This window comes from Spirosoma pomorum (genome assembly GCF_054776615.1).
In genome coordinates, this window is the sequence record NZ_BAAHBP010000002.1 from 13,440 (window position 1) to 31,325 (window position 17,886).

Here is a 17,886-nt window from a genome sequence, read left to right on the forward strand (position 1 = left end):
CGTACTTTATTGGATAAACGATCAGGTGTTCGACACCAGCTCCGGCTTGGTGGCTACCTCGCCCGTTCCAAGCGGCAGATCGGTTGCGACCGGTGCGTTCAGCCGGTTTCGGAGCACGTCCATCAATCGATCATTCTCGGCCTGCGTACCCACCGAAACCCGCAGACATCCCTCACATAACGTAACTTTCGACCGGTCGCGTACAATTACCTGCTCTTGGATCAGGTGTTCAAACACGGCAAAAGCGTCGTCAAATTGAACGAGCAGGAAGTTGGCGTCGGAGGGGTGAATCACCTGCACCATCGGCAAAGAACGCAGATTTTCGGCCAAAATCGTCCGTTGTTCCAAAATCTTAGCAACCATCTCGTTCTTATCGACCTCATGCGCGAGGGCCTCCAGCGCCAGTTGCTGTGTAGGAGCCGAAATGTTGTAAGGTGGTTTGATCTTATTGAGCACCCGAATCAACTCCTCCGACGCGAAGCACATACCCAGTCGCAGCGCGGCCAGACCCCAGGCTTTTGAGAACGTTTGCATCACTAGCAGATTGGGGTAATTAGCCAGTTCGCTCGTCCACGATGGTGTATCGGCAAAATCGATGTATGCCTCGTCCACGATCACCAGCGACTGCGTAGCCGCCTGGAGTACCGTCCGGATTGCCTCCGTCGACAGCAAATTACCCGACGGATTATTGGGTGAGCAGAAAAAAATAAGTTTCGTTGTCTCGGTGATTCCCGCCAGGACGGCATCGGTATCCACCTGAAAGTCGGGCGTTAGCGGGACTTTCGTAATCGCTACGTCGTTCACCCCCGCCGACACTTCGTACATGCCGTACGTTGGTGGCATGATCAGAATAGAGTCAATACCTGGCCGACAGGTTGCCCGAATCAGCAGGTCGATCGCTTCGTCGGACCCGTTACCCAGAAAAATCTGCTCGGGCGCTACATGCTTGATGGGTGCCAGTTTCTGTTTGATTGCCCACTGGTAGGGATCGGGGTAACGGTTGTAGTTACCCGACTCCGTGACCGAGCCAAGTGGGTTTTCGTTAGCATCCAGAAACACACCCTCTTTGCCGGTATATTCATCCCGCGCGGACGAATACGGCTTAAGACTAAGAATGTGCGGGCGCAGGAGCGATTGAAGAGTAAAGGCTTTCATCAGTTTAATTTCTGAAAAAATCGAGGGTCGAACGTAATCGATTCGACCGAAACAAGTTGTACTTCGGCGAAAAACGCCTGTGCGGGATTCAGTAAATAATTGTATTCCGCCCGAACGATAACCGATGGTACTCGTAGCAGCAACGATTCCTGCGCAGCCAGCCATTGGCTACCAAGTTGTTGCGTATGCGCTTCGTTTTCTTTCCAGTCTTTGGGCAACTGGCGATCGACTACAACGGTTAAGGGTGCCGTATCCGGCACATAAACTACCATAATCCGGTAATCGGTGGGCGGTTGCGGCTTTTGCAGATGAACCAGCGTTTCCAAAATCGCCAGCGATCGGCTGCTGGCCGTGTAGAGCGCCGGGCGACCAGCCTCGTTCCACCGGCCGCCATACAAAGCCGCACCATTGCCTGATAGATCGTGAGCATACGTCTGCTTAACTATACGGTACAGCTCCATCAGGCAAAAATTCCGTGTTCAATCCGCCCCAGTTCCCGGTCAATGATACCGATACCCTTATGCGTTTTGAGAAATTCAACGGGTTGCCGATTGCCCAGTGCCAGGATCGATCTATGTAGCCAGTCGCGAAAATAATCTTTCCCTAATGCGACTTCGCCATGTTCGAATAGCTCAGCCAGAGCAACTAAATGATCCGATACGATCTCACTCAATCGATCCTCTTCCTGATAGCGTTGCAGGTTCCGTGAGGTAACTGGCAGATACTGCATCAGTTCTTTAGGCTCAATCCCTAAAGAATCGGCTAAATAGCGAATAGTTGCTTTGGGTATGCCCTGCTCAATGAGATGCATGAGATCGGCTTCGTTCCGAATCGACTCACCAAGTACTTTGGCTCCTCCGAGCCGTTTGGCAATGGCTGTTATTGTCATAATCAAGAACTATTTCCTCAAAAATAACGACATTTTTCCTAACTAGTTCCAATCAGAGCATTCTCTTTTATGCAGTCGGCGTTGGTCGCCAGCGGAACGCCTGGTTGTCCACGGCCCGCATTGTACACAGGATGCCGTTCAGGTGGTCGTATTCGTGTTGGATCAACTCAGACAAGCCCCAATCCGTTACGTTCCAGACCTGCAGGTGCCAGTGTTCGTCACGAAAAGAAAGTGTCAGATTCTGGTGCCGTCGGACGCGAACTAACAGATTCGGAAAACTCATGCAATCGTCCCACAGTTCGTCCATTTCTTCACTTGCTGCCGTCAGCTCCGGGTTGATAATGATCGCTGGCTGATCGACGTTGAGGTAAATAAGCCGTTTCATGATGCCTAGTTGCGGGGCCGCAATCCCCCGCCCAAACTGGTATTTTGCCCGAATCTCCTCCATAACGTTGTGCAAATCCGCTACCCAGCCTGGCACCAGAGGTAGTTCGACCTCCAGTACCGGATCGCAGACTTCGTACAAACGGGGATCTCCCAACAGGAGTAAATCAGCTAGGTGTTTCATGCGTTCATTACGTCGGTCAGACTAATCACTCGTAAGCCATCGATAGTCGAGAAGTCAGCTACGTTGTTGGTTAAAACTGGCAGATTGTACAATAAGGCCGTAGCTGCAATGATAGAGTCGCTTAGCGAGCGTCGACGCTGCTGCCGTAACTGGATAGCTTTATCTATGACTGAATTAGAAATAGGTAAAATAGACATATTACCCAGTAAACGTTCCAGATCTAGTCTGTTCACTATCGTCAACTGGTGATATCCCAGTACTTCAAGCTTTGAAATTAACGAAGCGAAAAGTTCTGTTTCCTGCTGCTCCAAGTACTCTCTAAGTCGTTCATAACCCGGATCAACGAAATAAATAAGAATATTACTATCTAGAATCACTCTTCCCGACCGTCAAGAACCCGATCCCAGCTACGAATTTCACGCTGCCACTCAGACGGATCGCCGAATGATTTTCCTATTTCTCCCCGCTCTGCTATCTCTCTAGCTATGTTTACCAATTTGCTGTTCGGTTTGGCGGATGGTAAGTTAGATTTCATCACAACCCGTGCGTTCAAACGGGAGAGCAACTGCAACAACAGGGCTTCGTCCTCCGGCGAATCGATTTCGATAAGTAGCTGGCTCATTGGTTCTCAGTTCTGTTCGTAGCAAGATAACAAACTCAGGCTGGATTTGCTTCGGCCAGGCTCGCCAGTCGCAGACTGACAGCGCGCTTGTGGGCATCCAGTGATTCCGCTTCGGCCATAGCTTCTACTATAGGGCCAACCTGCCGCAAGCCTTCGGGCGTAATATGCTGCATCGTAATTTTCTTCACGAAACTATCCAGCGATACGCCACTGTAGGCGCGGGCAAAACCGTTGGTCGGTAGCGTATGGTTCGTCCCAGACGCGTAATCACCCGCCGACTCTGGCGTGTAGTTGCCCAGAAAGATCGATCCGGCATTGGTAATCTGTTCGGCTACGGATTCAGCGTTCTCAACGCTAAGAATCAAGTGCTCAGCAGCGTAGGCGTTGAGCAGCTCGATAGCTTCGTCCTGACTGTCGACCAGGATGGCTTTGCTGTTTTGCAGGGCCTTGGCCGCCATGTCGCGACGGGATAGTTTTTCCAGTTGCGACACTAGCGCAATGTTCACCAGCTCGACCATCTTTTTGCTGGTCGACACCAGCAGCACCTGACTGTCGGGCCCGTGTTCCGCCTGCGATAACAGGTCCGCCGTTACGAAAGCGGGAATGGCGGAGTCATCAGCATAGACAGCCACCTCACTCGGTCCGGCGGGCATATCGATGGCTACGCCCTCCTTCGCCACCAGCATTTTGGCCGCCGTTACGTATTGATTGCCGGGACCAAAGATTTTATATACCTGCGGTACCGACTCCGTCCCATAAGCCATAGCCGCAATGGCCTGTGCCCCGCCGATCCGAAAGACTTTTGTTACGCCAACCAGACTGGCCGCGTAGTAAATAGCCGGGTGATCGCTGGGGGTGCACAACACCACTTCACGACAGCCTGCCAGTTGCGCCGGTATGCCCAGCATCAGCACGGTGCTGAACAGGGGTGCCGTACCTCCTGGAATGTACAAACCAACCTTTTCGATACCAACGCTTTTCCGCCAGCAGGTTACCCCCGGCATCGTTTCGATTTTCTCGATGGGCTGTTTCTGCTTCTCGTGAAAGAGCCGGATATTCTGGTACGCCTGCTGGATGGCTTTTTTTAACGTATCGTCAAGCTGCTCGCCAGCCGTTTTCCATTGCTCGTCAGGTACCAGCAGCCCCATTTCGGACAGATCGACTTTATCAAATTTCTTCGCTAATTCAATCAGAGCCGCATCGCCCTGCTCCCGCACCTGCGCCAGGATGGGAGCAACAATAGCTTCAATCTGCTGCGTCGACTGCACGGGTCGGGCCAGCAACGCCGGCCAGTCAGCGCGGGCCGGGAATGAGATGATGTTCATCTTTTTAAGGAGGAAGGAGGAAAGGGAGGAAGGAGGAAAGGATATCGCTACCAAGAACTTGTATAGCATTGGTGTACTTTCTCCTTTCCTCCTCTACTCCTCTCCTCCTTTTTTAATAAATCATTTTCTCAATAGGGATAACCAGAATTCCTTCGGCTCCGGCGGAGCGGATGGCTTCGATGTTTTCCCAGAACTCGTTTTCGTTAAGCACCGAATGCACCGAACTCCAGCCTTCCGTCGCGAGGGGCGTTACGGTTGGGCTTTTCATACCCGGCAATAACGCCGTAATTGTGTCGAGGGCTTCGTTAGGGGCGTTCAGCACAATGTATTTGTTGTTCTTAGCCGCCTGTACCGCCTTGATACGGAACAACAGCTTCTCAACCAGCGCCTGCTTGTCGGCCGACAGGCCGGGCTGAGCAATCAGGATGGCTTCGGAGCGAAAAATCGTTTCCACTTCCATCAGGCCATTGCTCAGCAGCGTACTGCCCGAGCTGACAATATCGCAGACGGCTTCAGCCAGCCCAATGCTGGGCGCAATTTCGACCGAGCCGCTAATTTCGTGAATGTTAGCCTGTACACCTTTCTGGGTCAGATAGCTACCCAGCAAATTGGGATACGACGTAGCGATATTCTTCCCGTTCAGTTGATGCAGTCCCTCCCACTCTGTCCCGCGTGATATGGCAATCGATAGGCGGCATTTGGAAAAGCCCAGCCGATGCACCGTTTCCACCGGACGTCCGGTTTCGACCGCTACGTTCTCGCCAACGATACCCAGATCAGCCACGCCATCTTCGACGTAGCCCGGAATGTCGTCATCGCGCAGGAACAGAAACTCGGCGGGAAAATTGGAGGAAATGGACCGGAGCTTACCAGTACCGTAATCGAAACGGATACCGCACTCCTTAAACAGTTGGTACGAGTCTTCGCTCAGCCGACCCGATTTTTGTAAGGCAATACGCAACACAGAAGCCATAATTCAGGAAAACAGACAAATCGTTCATAACCAGCGCAAGCGCTCGGCATCCGGATTTACTAAGTTGAGAGGGCAAAAATAAGGGAAATACAACGGTCCAACGGATTGGTCGCGCGGCTTAGCAGCCATGATGATGGCGACGATGTCGGAAGAAAGAAGCAGCGGCCCGTTGTGAAAGCATGGCGCAAAGGTAATAGGGCCCGGTTTATTGCACAAGTGAATTCCCGACCGATGTGGCTTAGCCCCCATAAATCAGTAATTGCATTTGGCTTATCACGATAGTTTCCAGGGCTATAGCGCTCACAAGCGAATTTGATAGACAGGTGAGTTAGGGCTACCAGAGGAAAGTATTAAATCGACATACTGGCCTTTTAGAAACTAGAGCCACGAAAAAGGCTAGTCAAACGTAATCAAACAGCAATGACCAGACGGGACGCAGTAACGCACGTAGCCTGGATACTAGGCGGAGTTTTCTCCGCACCGACCATTCAGGCTATGAATCAGTGGAAGGCACTGGACCCTACTTCAAGCCAGCAGAAAGGCGCTTTCCTGACCGAAACGCAGCATGAAATTATGGCGCGCGTTGCCGACCTCATCATTCCCCGCACCGACACGCCAGGCGCTATCGATGCGGGCGTACCCGACTTCATGGAAGTGATGTTACGTGACTGCTATAAAAAACCCGCGCAGGATACGTTTCTGTCGGGCGTTGATAATCTGGAAAAGAAAGGCTTTCTGACGTTATCGCCCGAGGATCAAACAGGACTATTGAAACAGATCGAAGCTGATGCGCCGAAAGACAGTAGTCCGTCCTTCTGGCTCATCACCAAAGAGTTGACGCTGCTGGGTTATTATACCTCGGAAGCCGGAATCAAAGCATCGTTCGATTACCAGCCCATTCCGGGCAAGTTCGAGGCCATCAAAATCAAGCCCGGCCAAAAAGATTTCATGTACGGTAATCAGGCCTGATACAGCCTCACACATCTACTCTTTCACCGACTGAACACCATGAATCTAAATATACACGCCGAAAAAGGGCAAACCTACGACGCCATTGTGGTTGGCTCGGGCATGACGGGGGGCTGGGCCGCTAAAGAACTCACGGAAAAAGGCCTTAAGGTGCTGATGCTTGAACGAGGCTACGAAGTCAAGCACGTGGAAGACTACAAAACCGCCTTTAAAGACCCCTGGGAGTTTGAGCACCGGGGCAAGATCAGCAACGTAGCTGCCGAAGAGCATTACGCGACGATGTATTTCTCGGCCAAGGAAGGATCGCAGTATATGTTCACTAACGATAAGGAGCACCCATACGTCCAGAAACGCCCCTTTAACTGGATTCGGGCGTACCATACCGGCGGCAAGTCGCTCGTGTGGGGTAAACACACCTATCGCTGGAATCAGGAAGATTTTTTGGCAAACGTCAAACAGGGCATCGGCATCGACTGGCCCATCCGCTACGAAGACCTGGTGCCCTGGTATTCGTACGTCGAAAAATTTGTGGGTATCAGTGGGCAGGCCGAAAAACTGGCCGTATTGCCGGATAGTCATTTCCAGCCGGGGATGGCCATGACCGCGCCCGAGGTTCACCTGAAACAATCTGTAGCGCAGAAACTGAACCGGCCCATTACCATCGGGCGGGTAGCGCACCTGACCAACCCGCAGCCGTGGCATACGGCACTGGGGCGGGCGAGCTGTCAGTTTCGTAACCGCTGTACACGAGGCTGTCCGTTTGGGGCTTATTTCAGTTCGCTGGCCGCTACACTGCCTGCCGCCCGCCAGACTAATCGCCTGACGGTTGTGCACAACGCGATTGTGCAGGAGATCATTCTCGATGACAAAGCGCAAAAAGCAAAAGGCGTACGAGTCATTGATCAGAATACGATGGAGGTGCGGGAGTTCTACGCGAAGGTGATTTTCCTGAACGCGGGCACCATTGGATCCACGTCGATTCTGATGAATTCCAAGTCGGCCCGATTCCCCAATGGGCTCGGCAACGACAGCGACCAGCTTGGCCGCAACCTGATGGACCACCACCTGGCGGTTGGTGCCCGGGCCGACATTGACGGTTTTGAGAACGATTATTATTTTGGTGCCCGGCCGGGGAGCCTGTACATTCCTCGCTTCCGCAATTGGGGCAGCGACAAACGGGATTACCTACGGGGGTTTGGCTACCAGGGCGGAGCATCCCGGACCGACTGGTCGCGGGGGGCTGCCGAAACGGGTTTTGGCGCCGATTTCAAAAAGCAGATGACGCAGCCGGGTCCCTGGAAAATTAACCTCAGCGGTTTTGGCGAGGTTCTACCCGATCCGAACAACCGGTTCTACCTCGACAATACCCAGCTCGATAAATGGGGACAACCGCAGGTCGTTTTTGACGCTGACTTCGGCGACAACGAGCGGGCCATGCGGAAAGACATCATGAACGACGGAGCCGAAATGCTCGAAGCGGCTGGTTTCAAAAACGTAGTCGCCTACGACAATCCGGTTGCCCATATGGGACTGGGTATTCACGAAATGGGCACGGCTCGTATGGGTAAAGACCCCAAGACCTCGGTATTGAACAAGTTTAACCAGGTACACGCCTGCAAGAACGTATTCGTAACGGACGGCTCGGGCATGACCTCAGCCTCGAACGTGAATCCATCGCTGACGTACATGGCGTTAACCGCCCGTTCCGCCGACCACGCCGTGGCTCAGCTCAAAGCACGAAATCTGTAACGTAACGTTTTCTCTTTTTTTTAGAAGCGTACTGTTTGTCATTCCATCAAAGACAAACAGTACGCTTCTGATTTACACCAGTTCGGCCATGCGCTCATCGAAGGCGGCCAGATAACTGCGCGAGACCGGAATCTCGCGGTCGGAGCCGCTAACCTGTAATTGATAGCCGCGCGCATTACCACTCGTGTGATTGATGGCTTTCAGATTCACGATAAACGCCCGGTGACAGCGCAGAAACTGCGAATGATCAGCCAGGGCGGCTTCCACCGTTTTGAGCGTACTGCGCAGGACCGTTTTCTGCGGGAACATGAAATTCAACCAGTACACCTCGACGTAATTGCCCACCGATTCGACGTAAAGCAGTTGGTTCGGCAGTATGCTCAGTCGTTCATTGCCGGTTTCGGAAACCAGCAGAATGGATTTGGGCAGCTCAGGCTCGACGGGCGCAGCGACCGGCTCATGTAGTTGGTCAAGTTGTGTGTTGAGTATCTGTACGTGAGCTAGATTCCGTTTCAGCCGTCGTTTTTCAGCAGTAAACACGCCCAGCATGATGGGAAAGAAACCAATAATTGTGACGTACAGGTACATCACGATAAAGCGAGGACGAATAGCGTCCAGGCCAGCCAGGATCAATTGATTACTTACGCTAATGACCAGCAGCACTAACAACGTGTGCAGCATATGCTTCCCAACGGTCCAGCGCTCTTCGTCATAGATTGCCGGTAGTAGCTTCGGCACGAGTACGTTCATCAGCAAAGCGCTGGCTAACACACCAGCCGCCAGCAGCGCGCTGGCAGTGAGCCGGTCGAGGTGGGAGAACGCGTTATTGAGGAGACAGACAAAAAGAAAGACGTAAACAGCTGCCTGTACGGACAGACTGAACTGCGATTTCAGGCTGAAATCTTCGGCCAGAGGACGATTGAGGAACTGACGAACGCGAGCAAGCATATGGGCAAAAATAGCCATTCCATTCAAGCTTGCGTATCTTTGCGTATGCTTTTGGAACAGAAACAACAAACGATCAGTACTGACTCATCATCCACCGCCCTGCCCGTCATGGAAGCGTTTTATACCCTGCAGGGCGAAGGAGCTCATTCGGGAAAGGCGGCTTATTTTATCCGGCTTGGTGGTTGTGACGTGGGCTGCCACTGGTGCGACGTAAAAGAATCCTGGGATGCCGACGCTCACCCTAAACTGTCTATTAACACGATCGTTGAGGGAGCTCTGCAGCACCCCGGCCGGATGGCTGTCATTACGGGAGGGGAACCGCTCATGCACGATTTGACGGAATTAACGACCGCTTTGCAGATCGCCGGTTTTCGGACTAATATTGAAACGTCTGGTGTCTGCCAGCAGGTGACGGGTTCCTGGGATTGGATCTGTTTTTCGCCCAAGAAATTCAAGAAGCCCAATCCAGCCATTTTCGAACGGGCCCACGAACTGAAAGTTATTATTTACAACCAGTCCGATTTCGCCTTTGCGGAGTCGTTCGTGCCCCTGTTACGTCCCGATTGCAAACTCTTTTTGCAAACAGAGTGGAGTCGTTCCAATGAAATGCTACCTCGCATCGTTGATTACGTCAAAGACCATCCACAATGGCAGATCTCGTTGCAGACGCACAAATACATGGATATTCCTTAGGGCAAGGTGGAAAGGGAGCGGTCCGCCGTCGCGGATGGAGGAAAGGGACGAAAGGAGTTTTTCTCAGGAGTCGATTTCTTCTCCTTCTTCTGGTTTCGTTTTCTTTGGTAGGATCTGCTTCTTTTGCGCAGACGAAAAAGGCGAAGGCGCTTTATGACCAGGCCAACAAACTGTTTGGGGAGCGGAAAGCGCGGGAAGCAATTCCGTACATGGAGCAGGCCACCAAAGAAGACCCGAGTTTTCTGGATGCCCACCTGAAACTGGGCCAATTGTACGAGTTTACGAAACAGTACGAGCCCTCCCTGACGGCATTCCGGCAGGTCATTCAGCTTCAGCCCGACAGCCCGTCATCGGGGGTGGCGTATCAGGCGTTGAGCGCTACGTTGCTGCGCCTGGGTCGGTACGCGGAAGCTCTCCCCTACCTCGAAAAATTTCAGGCAAAGTTTGCTCCGCAGTCGATGCAGGCGAAACGCATCGGTCGGCAGATCGAGACGGCTCGGTTTGGTCTGGATGCGATGGCCCATCCCAAAACCGTTGATCCCCGTCCCTTATCATCGGCATTACAAACGACCCTGTCGCAGTATTTTCCGGTCCTGACGGCCGATGAGCAAACATTAGTCTTTACGGCCCTCAAGCCCGAAGGTGACGAAGACCTGATGGTAACGACGTTCAACGGCGAAACCTGGACGCCCCCGACGTCGATCTCATCCGACATCAATACACCCGAAAACGAAGGCACGGCCACCCTCTCGGCCGATGGACGAACGTTGGTCTTTACGGCCTGTCAGGGTCGGAAGGGCTACGGTAGTTGTGATCTGTACGTTAGCCAGAAAACGGGCAGCGACTGGTCGACGCCCGAGAATCTTGGCCCAATCGTTAATACCCAGAGTTACGAATCCCAGCCGTCGCTCTCGGCCGACGGTCGCCGTTTGTACTTTGTATCGGACCGTCCGGGCGGTAAAGGCCGGCGGGATATCTGGCGTAGTGATTTGGGACTGGACGGCCAGTGGCGGGAGCCAGTCAATGTGGGCGAACCCATCAATACGCCCTTCAACGAAGCCTCGCCGTTTATTCATGCTAACGGTCAGAGTCTCTTTTTTGCGTCGGACGGTCATGTTGGGCTAGGCGGATATGACTTGTTTGTATCCGACAGCCTGACAACAACCAGTATTGCCGCCAGCGGCACCACAGCACAGGGAGCTCCAGTCGGTAAACAAACGCTCACTCAGTGGTCAGCCCCGACGAACCTGGGGTACCCCATCAATACGTCCGAAGATCAGGCATCGCTGTTTGTGTCGGCCAGTGGAAAACGGGCGTACTATTCGTTCGAGGAGCAGAAAGAAGGCGTGTCGCAACGGTCCCGACTTTATACGTTCGACCTGCCAGAATCGCTGCGTGAGCGGGTGAAACCAGTGAGTTACCTAAAGGGAACGATTGCCGACGCGAAGAGCAAAAAACCGCTGTCGGCAACGGTCGAACTCGTCGATCTAAGCACCCGACAGGTCATTTCGCGTGTCCAAGCGGATGCACAGACGGGTCAGTACACGGCCGTGCTGCCCAGTGGTGGCGAATACGCGCTTTACGTCAGCATACCGGGTTACCTTTTCAAAAGTCTATCGTTCGATTTCACTCAGAAATCGCAGGGCGAGGCTGTTAATCTGAGCGTTCCGCTGGAACCTGTTGCCGGCGGCAAAACAGCCAGTGAAACGCTGAGCAATCTGTTTTTCGAATACGGCCGCTACGATTTGGCCGATAAATCCCGAACGGAACTCGACCGACTAGCGGCTTTCCTGAAAGCAAACCCAACTGTTACCATTGAGGTATCCGGGCACACCGACGATACGGGCGATGCAGCCGCTAATCTGACGCTTTCGCAGAAGCGGGCGCAGTCCGTCGTTACGTACCTGGCCAGTACGGGCGGTATTGCTCCCGCCCGCATCAAGGCTATTGGTTACGGCAAAACCCGCCCGCTGGCTCCGAATACTACCGACGAAAATCGGCGATTGAATCGGCGGATCGAGTGGCGGGTTGTCTCCGCTGGTGCCTGATCTTGATTACAAACGGGCCGTTTGCAGGCGTAAGCTGTTACTCACGACCGACACCGAACTGAGTGCCATAGCCGCTCCGGCCAGCATGGGACTTAGCAGGAAACCGAAGGCAGGATACAATACGCCGGCCGCGATGGGAATACCAATCAGATTGTAGACAAACGCCCAGAATAGATTCTGGCGGATGGTTTGCACGGTGCGTCGGGAGAGGTACAGCGCCTGGGGTACACTCATTAGGTCGGAGGTAATCAGAGTCATTTTGGCCACGTCCATCGCGATGTCGGAGCCTCTCCCCATGGCAATACTTACGTCGGCCTGGGCGAGCGCCTGCGAGTCGTTGATACCGTCACCCACCATTGCCACGACTTTACCGTTACGTTGTAATTCCTGCACAAACTGCGCTTTGTCAGCGGGAAGTACGTCGGCGCGGTAATGTTGCAAACCAACCTGGCTGGCCACGGCGGCCGCCGTCTGGGCGTTGTCGCCGGTAAGCATATACACGGCAATACCTCGTTTCTGTAGCGTTTCGATGGCCTGCTTCGATGTCACTTTGACGGGGTCAGCAATGGCGATCAGCGCTAGTACCTGCTCACTATCAGCAAAGAACACAACCGTTTTGGTCTGTCCCTGCCAGCTGGCTGCCTGTTGCGATACATCTTCAGACAGCGTAACGCCCCGCTCAGCCAGTAAAGCCCGGTTACCGATGCTATACGTTTGATCACGGTACTGGGCCGTTACGCCCTTGCCCGTCACGCTGGCAAAATCGGTGAGCGTAGCGCCCGTTACGTTATGTCCAGCCAAATAGGTCGTCACAGCGGACGCCAGCGGGTGCTCCGACTGCGCTTCCAGCGCGTATAAGACCTGCGATAGGTCAGGCCGCAAATCGGTTGATATCGTCCACTGAATGTCTGTCACGACGGGGCGTCCTTCGGTCAGCGTACCGGTTTTGTCCAGCACGACGGCGTTAACTTTATAGCCCAGTTCCAGGCTTTCGGCGTCTTTGATCAGGATGTTGTTCTCGGCTCCTTTCCCCACCCCGACCATGATCGCCGTGGGCGTCGCCAGTCCCAGCGCGCAGGGGCAGGCAATGACCAGCACCGTAACAGATGTTAATAGGGCCGTCGTTAGGGCATTATCCCCCCCGATCAGCAGCCAGGTCACGAATGTCAGCAGCGCAATACCCAGCACCACCGGCACGAAAATTCCGGCGATTTTGTCGACCAGTTTTTGCACCGGCGCTTTGCTGCCCTGGGCTTCCTGCACCATCCGGATAATCTGTGCCAGCAACGTATCGCCACCCACCTGCTCGGCCCGGAAGCGGAAACTACCTTTCTGGTTGATCGTCCCGGCAAATACCTTTGCCCCCGCCTGCTTCTCGACCGGCACCGGTTCACCCGAAATCATACTCTCGTCTACATACGAACCGCCCGACTCAACCAGCCCATCGACCGGAATCCGTTCACCCGGCCGTACCACGAGCAGATTACCGACGCGCACCTCCGCTATTGGGATTTCGCGTTCGGTCGTCTCCTCGACAATACGTACTGTTTTGGGTTGTAGCCCCATCAGTTTCCGAATGGCTGACGAGGTGTTCGACTTCGCCCGTTCTTCGAGCAGTTTCCCCAGCAGAATGAACGTAACAACGACCGAGGCCGCTTCAAAATAGACGTGTGGCTCCAGCCCCCGACGAAGCCAGAATTCGGGATTAAGCAGATTAAACAGGCTAAACAGAAACGCGATGCCCGTACTGAGCGCGACCAACGTATCCATATTGGCCTTGCCATGTTGTGCTTGTTTCACTGCATTCCGGAAGAACGGTCCACCTAGCCAGAAGACGACCGGAGCCGAAAGCGCCAGCATAATCCAGTTACCCGGCGACCATCCCATGCCGAACATACCAATCAGCACGACGGGTATGGACAACGCGATGGCCCAGATCGTCCGGCGTTTTAGTTTTTCGTACTGCTGTTGCTGCGCTTGTTGCTGTACTTCCTGCGGGTTTTCGACGTCGATCACCAGATCGTACCCAGCGGCTCGAATGACGTTTTGCAGATCGGCGGACGTAACAGTTTTGGGATCGTACTGCACCCAGGCGTCCTGATTGGCGTAATTGACACCCGCGTCAACGACACCGGGCGTATTTTTCAGAACGGATTCGACACTGACGGCGCAGGCCGCACAGCTCATTTCCAGCACTGGATATGTTTTTTTCACAGCTATCGAAGTCGATTTCCTCGCCAAAGCCGTCTCATTCGTCGTCATAACGTAGTTTCCTTTCTTACCCAACAAAGTTCGATCGAAACAAAGTCCGGTACGTTACGGAATTGCGGGTGGCCTGTGTAGAATTTTACGGTTGCCCATACGGTTACTCAACTTTTAGTCTATTCGCGCCGGTTGTCCGGCCGGGGTTGTAAATTGTCCAATCAGTTTATAGGTCTCTTCGTTTTTTCAACCTTTACTTATGCCTGACGCCCTTACCCTGCTCAAACAGACTACGGACGCAATCACTCCACTCCCCCCAGACGAATGGCAGGCTTTCTCAGCCATCTGGAAGCCCTTTTCGGCGAAGCGAAAAGAGATGATTACGGCAACAGGAGAACAGGAGTCATACCTCTATTTTGTGGTCGAGGGTGTTCAGCGCGTCTATTACCTGGACGATCAGGATCGGGAAGCGACGCTGGTGTTTACGTACGCACCTTCCTTCGGCGGGGTGATTGATTCGCTGATGCTACAACAACCTTCCCGCTATTTCTACGAAACACTGACACCCTCTACGTTCCTGCGGGCATCTTTTCCGGAATTACAGGCGGGCATGCACAGTCGGCCAGCCATTGAGTCGATGGTTCGGTTGGGGATGACCCATACCCTGTCGGGCTTACTGGAGCGTCTGGTCGAATTGCAATGCTATTCGTCCGCCGAGAAGATGCAGAAGCTGCTGCAACGGAGCCCGCACCTGCTCCAGCTGATTCCGCACAAATACCTGGCGAACTACATCGGCGTTAACGCCACGAATTTCAGCAAGCTCATGAACAGCGTCCGCATTTGAAATCTTGGTAAATACCAACATTTGCCGAAGCACTACCCGCCACCTTTGCATCGCACTTTTTCATCCAATTCGATGCACTCACTAACTTTATTAACCCGAGTCGCACAGGGCTTTATCCTGCTTTCCGCCCTGGCTCTTTTGTCCGTCAGCGTCATGGCCTTCACCGATCCGCAATCCGTCATGAACCTCGTGAACGTCCAGCTCACCAACACCGATGCGTTCAGTTCCATCCGGGGTGCTTACGGTGGCGTTGGTCTCACTCTGTTTATCAGCCTGCTCTATCTAATGCTTCACGATATACGGAAAGGGCTCCTTTTTCTGACCCTGCTCTGGGGTTCGTATACCCTGTCACGTATCGTTACCATTTTTGCGGAAGGCAATCTGGGAGCGTTTGGTCAGCAGTGGCTGATAATCGAATCAATCCTCTGCCTGATTGGTGTCACGTTACTGATCACCAGCAAACGGTCGCTAGGCTCTAACCAGCAACGAGCATGAGTTTGACCAGCCGCGAGGAACTACTCACCTCGCTTGAACTGGCGGTGGAGCGGCATCTACAGGTAGCCATCCGGCAGTTTCAGAACCTGGACGATGCCTCGTTGCTGAAACCAGCGTCGGATGGCGGCTGGGGCATTGCCCAGTGTCTGGCGCACCTGAACAGCTACGGGAATTATTACCTGCCCCGTATTAAACAGGCGCTGGCAACGCAACCCCATGCCCCGGCCAGCAACTCCGTTAGCGGAACCTGGCTGGGGCGCTATTTCATCCGACTGATGGACCCGATGGCTAGCGGCAAGAAGTTCAAAGCAGCCCGGCAGCACCAGCCGGAGATCAACCTTTCGGGTCCTAAGGTTATCGCTGAATTTATTGAGCAGCAGGAGAAACTTCTGCTCTACCTGCGTCAGGCTCGACGGGTTAACCTGGATGCGATCCGTATTCCGGTGTCGGTAGCCCACTGGTTAAGGATGAATCTGGGCGATCTGCTCCAGTTTCTGATTGTCCACAACGAGCGTCATTTGTTGCAGGCCAGGCAGCATCTGCCTTAGTCATCAGCATTAACGAAAGTATTATACATAACACATACAAAATTTAACTATTCCAATAAATCAATCTTTAGACATTACACCAAGCTCGTTTCGGTGGTATCTTTAACAGAATCCTGATCGATGCGAATACTAAACCAACGACATAGCCCCGTTCTGTACAGACTGTTCTGTCTGCTGATGGCGCTGCATGTCCTCAATTTCAGCATCGACTCCCCCGACCGGTATACCCGATCAAATGCGCTGATTCAGGAACAGGAAGACCTTTCCATCAACGATATCGAAAGTATTGGCGAGCTATTGCTGGAAGAATGTTTTGGCTTGGTCAACGCCGTTCCTGAACACGACGAGCATGATGAGGAAGCTGGTCAGCTCCTCTCGCTGCAAGATTATATCTTCACGCAGACGTTTACGTTACGTCCCCCCGTCCGGTCAATTTATCTCCTGCTGACCGATGTGATTGCCTTCACGTCGACGCCCGTTTCCACCTACATCCCGGACATTACGTCTCCCCCGCCCCAAGGCGCTCGTTAATATAGCCCCCTACTGGGTTACCCGTTCTGGACTTTTCTGACTAACCACTCCTTCGGAGCTGATTAGCTACGTCCGTTCGGGTCAACCCCGTTGCGCTGTCGCGCCCAATCTTACTGCAACCAACCTGAAGCTGACCACATCGTCAGCGCTTTATTCAATTCGTTATGTTCACGAAACAAGTGCTGACCAGTTGTCTGGTCGGCCTGCTGGCCGTAGGCTGTGCCGACCGCAAAACCGACGCGGATCAATCGGCCGAAAAACTCACTTTGCCCGTCGTCGCCCTGAAGCGACAGAATACCGCCCTCCACCGCGAATATGTCAGTACGCTGGAAGCCGTCCAGAACGTTGAAATCCGTGCCCGCGTGTCCGGCTTTCTGGAGAAAATCCACGTTGATGAGGGGCAGCCGGTTCGGCAGGGGCAACTCCTCTTTACGTTGAATGCAGCCGAGTATCGCGCTGAAGCCGATAAGGCTAGAGCAGCGCATAAAAATGCCGTTGCCAATGCTAAAACGGCAGAGGTCGAAGTGGAGCGCGTCAAACTGCTGATCGCTAAAAACGTCGTATCCAAATCAGAACTCGACCTGGCGCAGGCCAAGCTGGAATCGGCTCGCGCCCAGATCGACGATGCTCGTTCGGCGCAGGCGATGGCCGCGCTGCGGGTGGCCCAGGCTAGCATCCGGGCTCCTTTTAACGGTATCATCAACCGGATTCCACTAAAGATGGGCAGCCTGGTCGAAGAAGGTGCCCTGCTGACAACGGTCTCCGACCTTGACGAAGTCTTCGCCTATTTTGACGTATCGGAACGGGAATACCTGGGCTTCATCAAAAATAACCGGAACCTGCTGGGCAAGGGCGCGAAGCCAGTCGATATGCTACTGGCCGACGAAAGTCTGTATCCGCACAAGGGTCGGATCGAAGTTATGGAAAGTGTCTTCGAAGACGGCGCCGGTACGATCGCGTTCCGCGCCCGTTTCCCCAATCCCAAACACCTGCTTAAACATGGCTCGTCAGGAAAAGTCCGGCTGGAGAACGTCATGGCTCAGGCTCTGCTGGTGCCGCAGCAGGCCACCTTCGAAGTGCAGGACAAGAATTACGTCTACGTAGTCGATCAGCATAACCGGGCTAAGTCGAGAAGTTTCGTACCGCAGGGGCGTAGTGGTTCATACTACCTGGTTCGGTCGGGGCTGGAACCCGGCGACCGCGTTGTGTACGAAGGTATCCAGAATATCCGGGATGGGGCTCAGATCGTTCCCCGTACGCTCTCAACTGACAGCCTGTACCTGGCCAGCGTTCCTCCGGCGCAGACAACCATGGCCCGTAACTAACC

General features: G+C 53.6%; 19 protein-coding genes. 9 read left to right on the forward strand and 10 right to left on the reverse strand.

Annotated features, from left to right (window positions below; all coding sequences use genetic code 11):
* Window positions 1–21 precede the first annotated feature (21 nt).
* From hisC to hisG, 8 genes are all read right to left on the reverse strand, one after another.
* On the reverse strand, window positions 22–1,155 hold the full coding sequence (gene hisC, locus ACYVAD_RS05810; protein ID WP_461138537.1) for a histidinol-phosphate transaminase: 1,134 nt from the start codon (window positions 1,153–1,155) through the stop codon (window positions 22–24).
* Window positions 1,155–1,616: an RES family NAD+ phosphorylase gene (locus ACYVAD_RS05815; RefSeq protein WP_461138538.1), complete on the reverse strand. Its 462-nt coding sequence runs from the start codon at window positions 1,614–1,616 to the stop codon at window positions 1,155–1,157. Before ACYVAD_RS05815 ends, hisC begins: the two co-directional genes overlap by 1 nt.
* Window positions 1,616–2,044 (reverse strand): antitoxin Xre/MbcA/ParS toxin-binding domain-containing protein, encoded by a 429-nt coding sequence (locus ACYVAD_RS05820; RefSeq protein WP_461138539.1) that lies wholly within the window; start codon window positions 2,042–2,044, stop codon window positions 1,616–1,618. Before ACYVAD_RS05820 ends, ACYVAD_RS05815 begins: the two co-directional genes overlap by 1 nt.
* A gap of 67 nt (window positions 2,045–2,111) precedes the next feature.
* Window positions 2,112–2,612 (reverse strand): peptide deformylase, encoded by a 501-nt coding sequence (locus tag ACYVAD_RS05825; protein ID WP_461138540.1) that lies wholly within the window; start codon window positions 2,610–2,612, stop codon window positions 2,112–2,114.
* Window positions 2,609–2,989 (reverse strand): type II toxin-antitoxin system VapC family toxin, encoded by a 381-nt coding sequence (locus ACYVAD_RS05830; protein ID WP_461138541.1) that lies wholly within the window; start codon window positions 2,987–2,989, stop codon window positions 2,609–2,611. Before ACYVAD_RS05830 ends, ACYVAD_RS05825 begins: the two co-directional genes overlap by 4 nt.
* Window positions 2,986–3,234 (reverse strand): hypothetical protein, encoded by a 249-nt coding sequence (locus ACYVAD_RS05835; protein ID WP_461138542.1) that lies wholly within the window; start codon window positions 3,232–3,234, stop codon window positions 2,986–2,988. Before ACYVAD_RS05835 ends, ACYVAD_RS05830 begins: the two co-directional genes overlap by 4 nt.
* 35 nt (window positions 3,235–3,269) lie before the next feature.
* The gene (gene hisD, locus ACYVAD_RS05840) at window positions 3,270–4,559 is read right to left on the reverse strand and encodes a histidinol dehydrogenase (RefSeq protein ID WP_461138543.1); all 1,290 of its coding nucleotides are present in this window, start codon (window positions 4,557–4,559) and stop codon (window positions 3,270–3,272) included.
* 112 nt (window positions 4,560–4,671) lie between these two features.
* A complete protein-coding gene (gene hisG / locus ACYVAD_RS05845) occupies window positions 4,672–5,532 on the reverse strand; it encodes an ATP phosphoribosyltransferase (protein WP_461138544.1) in 861 nt (286 codons plus the stop codon).
* A 420-nt stretch (window positions 5,533–5,952) separates the two neighbouring features.
* On the opposite strand from hisG, the gene ACYVAD_RS05850 reads away from it, so the two are divergent.
* Window positions 5,953–6,501, forward strand: a complete 549-nt coding sequence (locus ACYVAD_RS05850) for a gluconate 2-dehydrogenase subunit 3 family protein (protein WP_461138545.1) — start codon at window positions 5,953–5,955, stop codon at window positions 6,499–6,501.
* Window positions 6,502–6,540: 39 nt separating this feature from the next.
* Window positions 6,541–8,250, forward strand: coding sequence for a GMC oxidoreductase (locus ACYVAD_RS05855; RefSeq protein ID WP_461138546.1), 1,710 nt, complete (start codon window positions 6,541–6,543; stop codon window positions 8,248–8,250).
* Window positions 8,251–8,322: 72 nt separating this feature from the next.
* On the opposite strand, the gene ACYVAD_RS05860 is transcribed toward ACYVAD_RS05855, so the two are convergent.
* Window positions 8,323–9,198 carry a LytR/AlgR family response regulator transcription factor gene (locus ACYVAD_RS05860; protein ID WP_461138547.1) on the reverse strand — a complete coding sequence of 292 codons (876 nt, stop codon included), beginning with the start codon at window positions 9,196–9,198 and terminating at the stop codon, window positions 8,323–8,325.
* Between the two features lie 45 nt (window positions 9,199–9,243).
* Between ACYVAD_RS05860 and ACYVAD_RS05865 the strand changes: the two genes are divergently transcribed.
* Both ACYVAD_RS05865 and ACYVAD_RS05870 read left to right on the forward strand, forming a co-directional pair.
* Window positions 9,244–9,891 carry a 7-carboxy-7-deazaguanine synthase QueE gene (locus ACYVAD_RS05865; RefSeq protein ID WP_461138548.1) on the forward strand — a complete coding sequence of 216 codons (648 nt, stop codon included), beginning with the start codon at window positions 9,244–9,246 and terminating at the stop codon, window positions 9,889–9,891.
* Entirely contained in the window at window positions 9,846–11,939 is a 2,094-nt protein-coding gene (locus ACYVAD_RS05870; RefSeq protein ID WP_461138549.1) for an OmpA family protein, read from the forward strand. The genes ACYVAD_RS05865 and ACYVAD_RS05870 overlap by 46 nt, the downstream gene beginning before the upstream one ends.
* A 6-nt stretch (window positions 11,940–11,945) precedes the next feature.
* Here the strand turns inward: ACYVAD_RS05870 and ACYVAD_RS05875 are convergent, their stop codons facing one another.
* On the reverse strand, window positions 11,946–14,126 hold the full coding sequence (locus tag ACYVAD_RS05875) for a heavy metal translocating P-type ATPase (protein ID WP_461138970.1): 2,181 nt from the start codon (window positions 14,124–14,126) through the stop codon (window positions 11,946–11,948).
* Between the two features lie 274 nt (window positions 14,127–14,400).
* Here ACYVAD_RS05875 and ACYVAD_RS05880 point away from each other — a divergent pair, with 274 nt between their 5' ends.
* The 5 genes from ACYVAD_RS05880 (at window position 14,401) to ACYVAD_RS05900 (ending at window position 17,884) form a co-directional block, all read left to right on the forward strand.
* The gene (locus tag ACYVAD_RS05880; RefSeq protein ID WP_461138550.1) at window positions 14,401–14,985 is read left to right on the forward strand and encodes a Crp/Fnr family transcriptional regulator; all 585 of its coding nucleotides are present in this window, start codon (window positions 14,401–14,403) and stop codon (window positions 14,983–14,985) included.
* Between the two features lie 72 nt (window positions 14,986–15,057).
* Window positions 15,058–15,480, forward strand: a complete 423-nt coding sequence (locus ACYVAD_RS05885) for a DUF4345 domain-containing protein (protein ID WP_461138551.1) — start codon at window positions 15,058–15,060, stop codon at window positions 15,478–15,480.
* Complete coding sequence (locus tag ACYVAD_RS05890) at window positions 15,477–16,028, forward strand: DinB family protein (RefSeq protein WP_461138552.1); 552 nt, start codon at window positions 15,477–15,479, stop codon at window positions 16,026–16,028. The genes ACYVAD_RS05885 and ACYVAD_RS05890 overlap by 4 nt, the downstream gene beginning before the upstream one ends.
* 120 nt (window positions 16,029–16,148) lie before the next feature.
* Window positions 16,149–16,559: a hypothetical protein gene (locus tag ACYVAD_RS05895; RefSeq protein ID WP_461138553.1), complete on the forward strand. Its 411-nt coding sequence runs from the start codon at window positions 16,149–16,151 to the stop codon at window positions 16,557–16,559.
* A gap of 164 nt (window positions 16,560–16,723) precedes the next feature.
* Window positions 16,724–17,884, forward strand: coding sequence for an efflux RND transporter periplasmic adaptor subunit (locus ACYVAD_RS05900; protein WP_461138554.1), 1,161 nt, complete (start codon window positions 16,724–16,726; stop codon window positions 17,882–17,884).
* Window positions 17,885–17,886 lie beyond the last annotated feature (2 nt).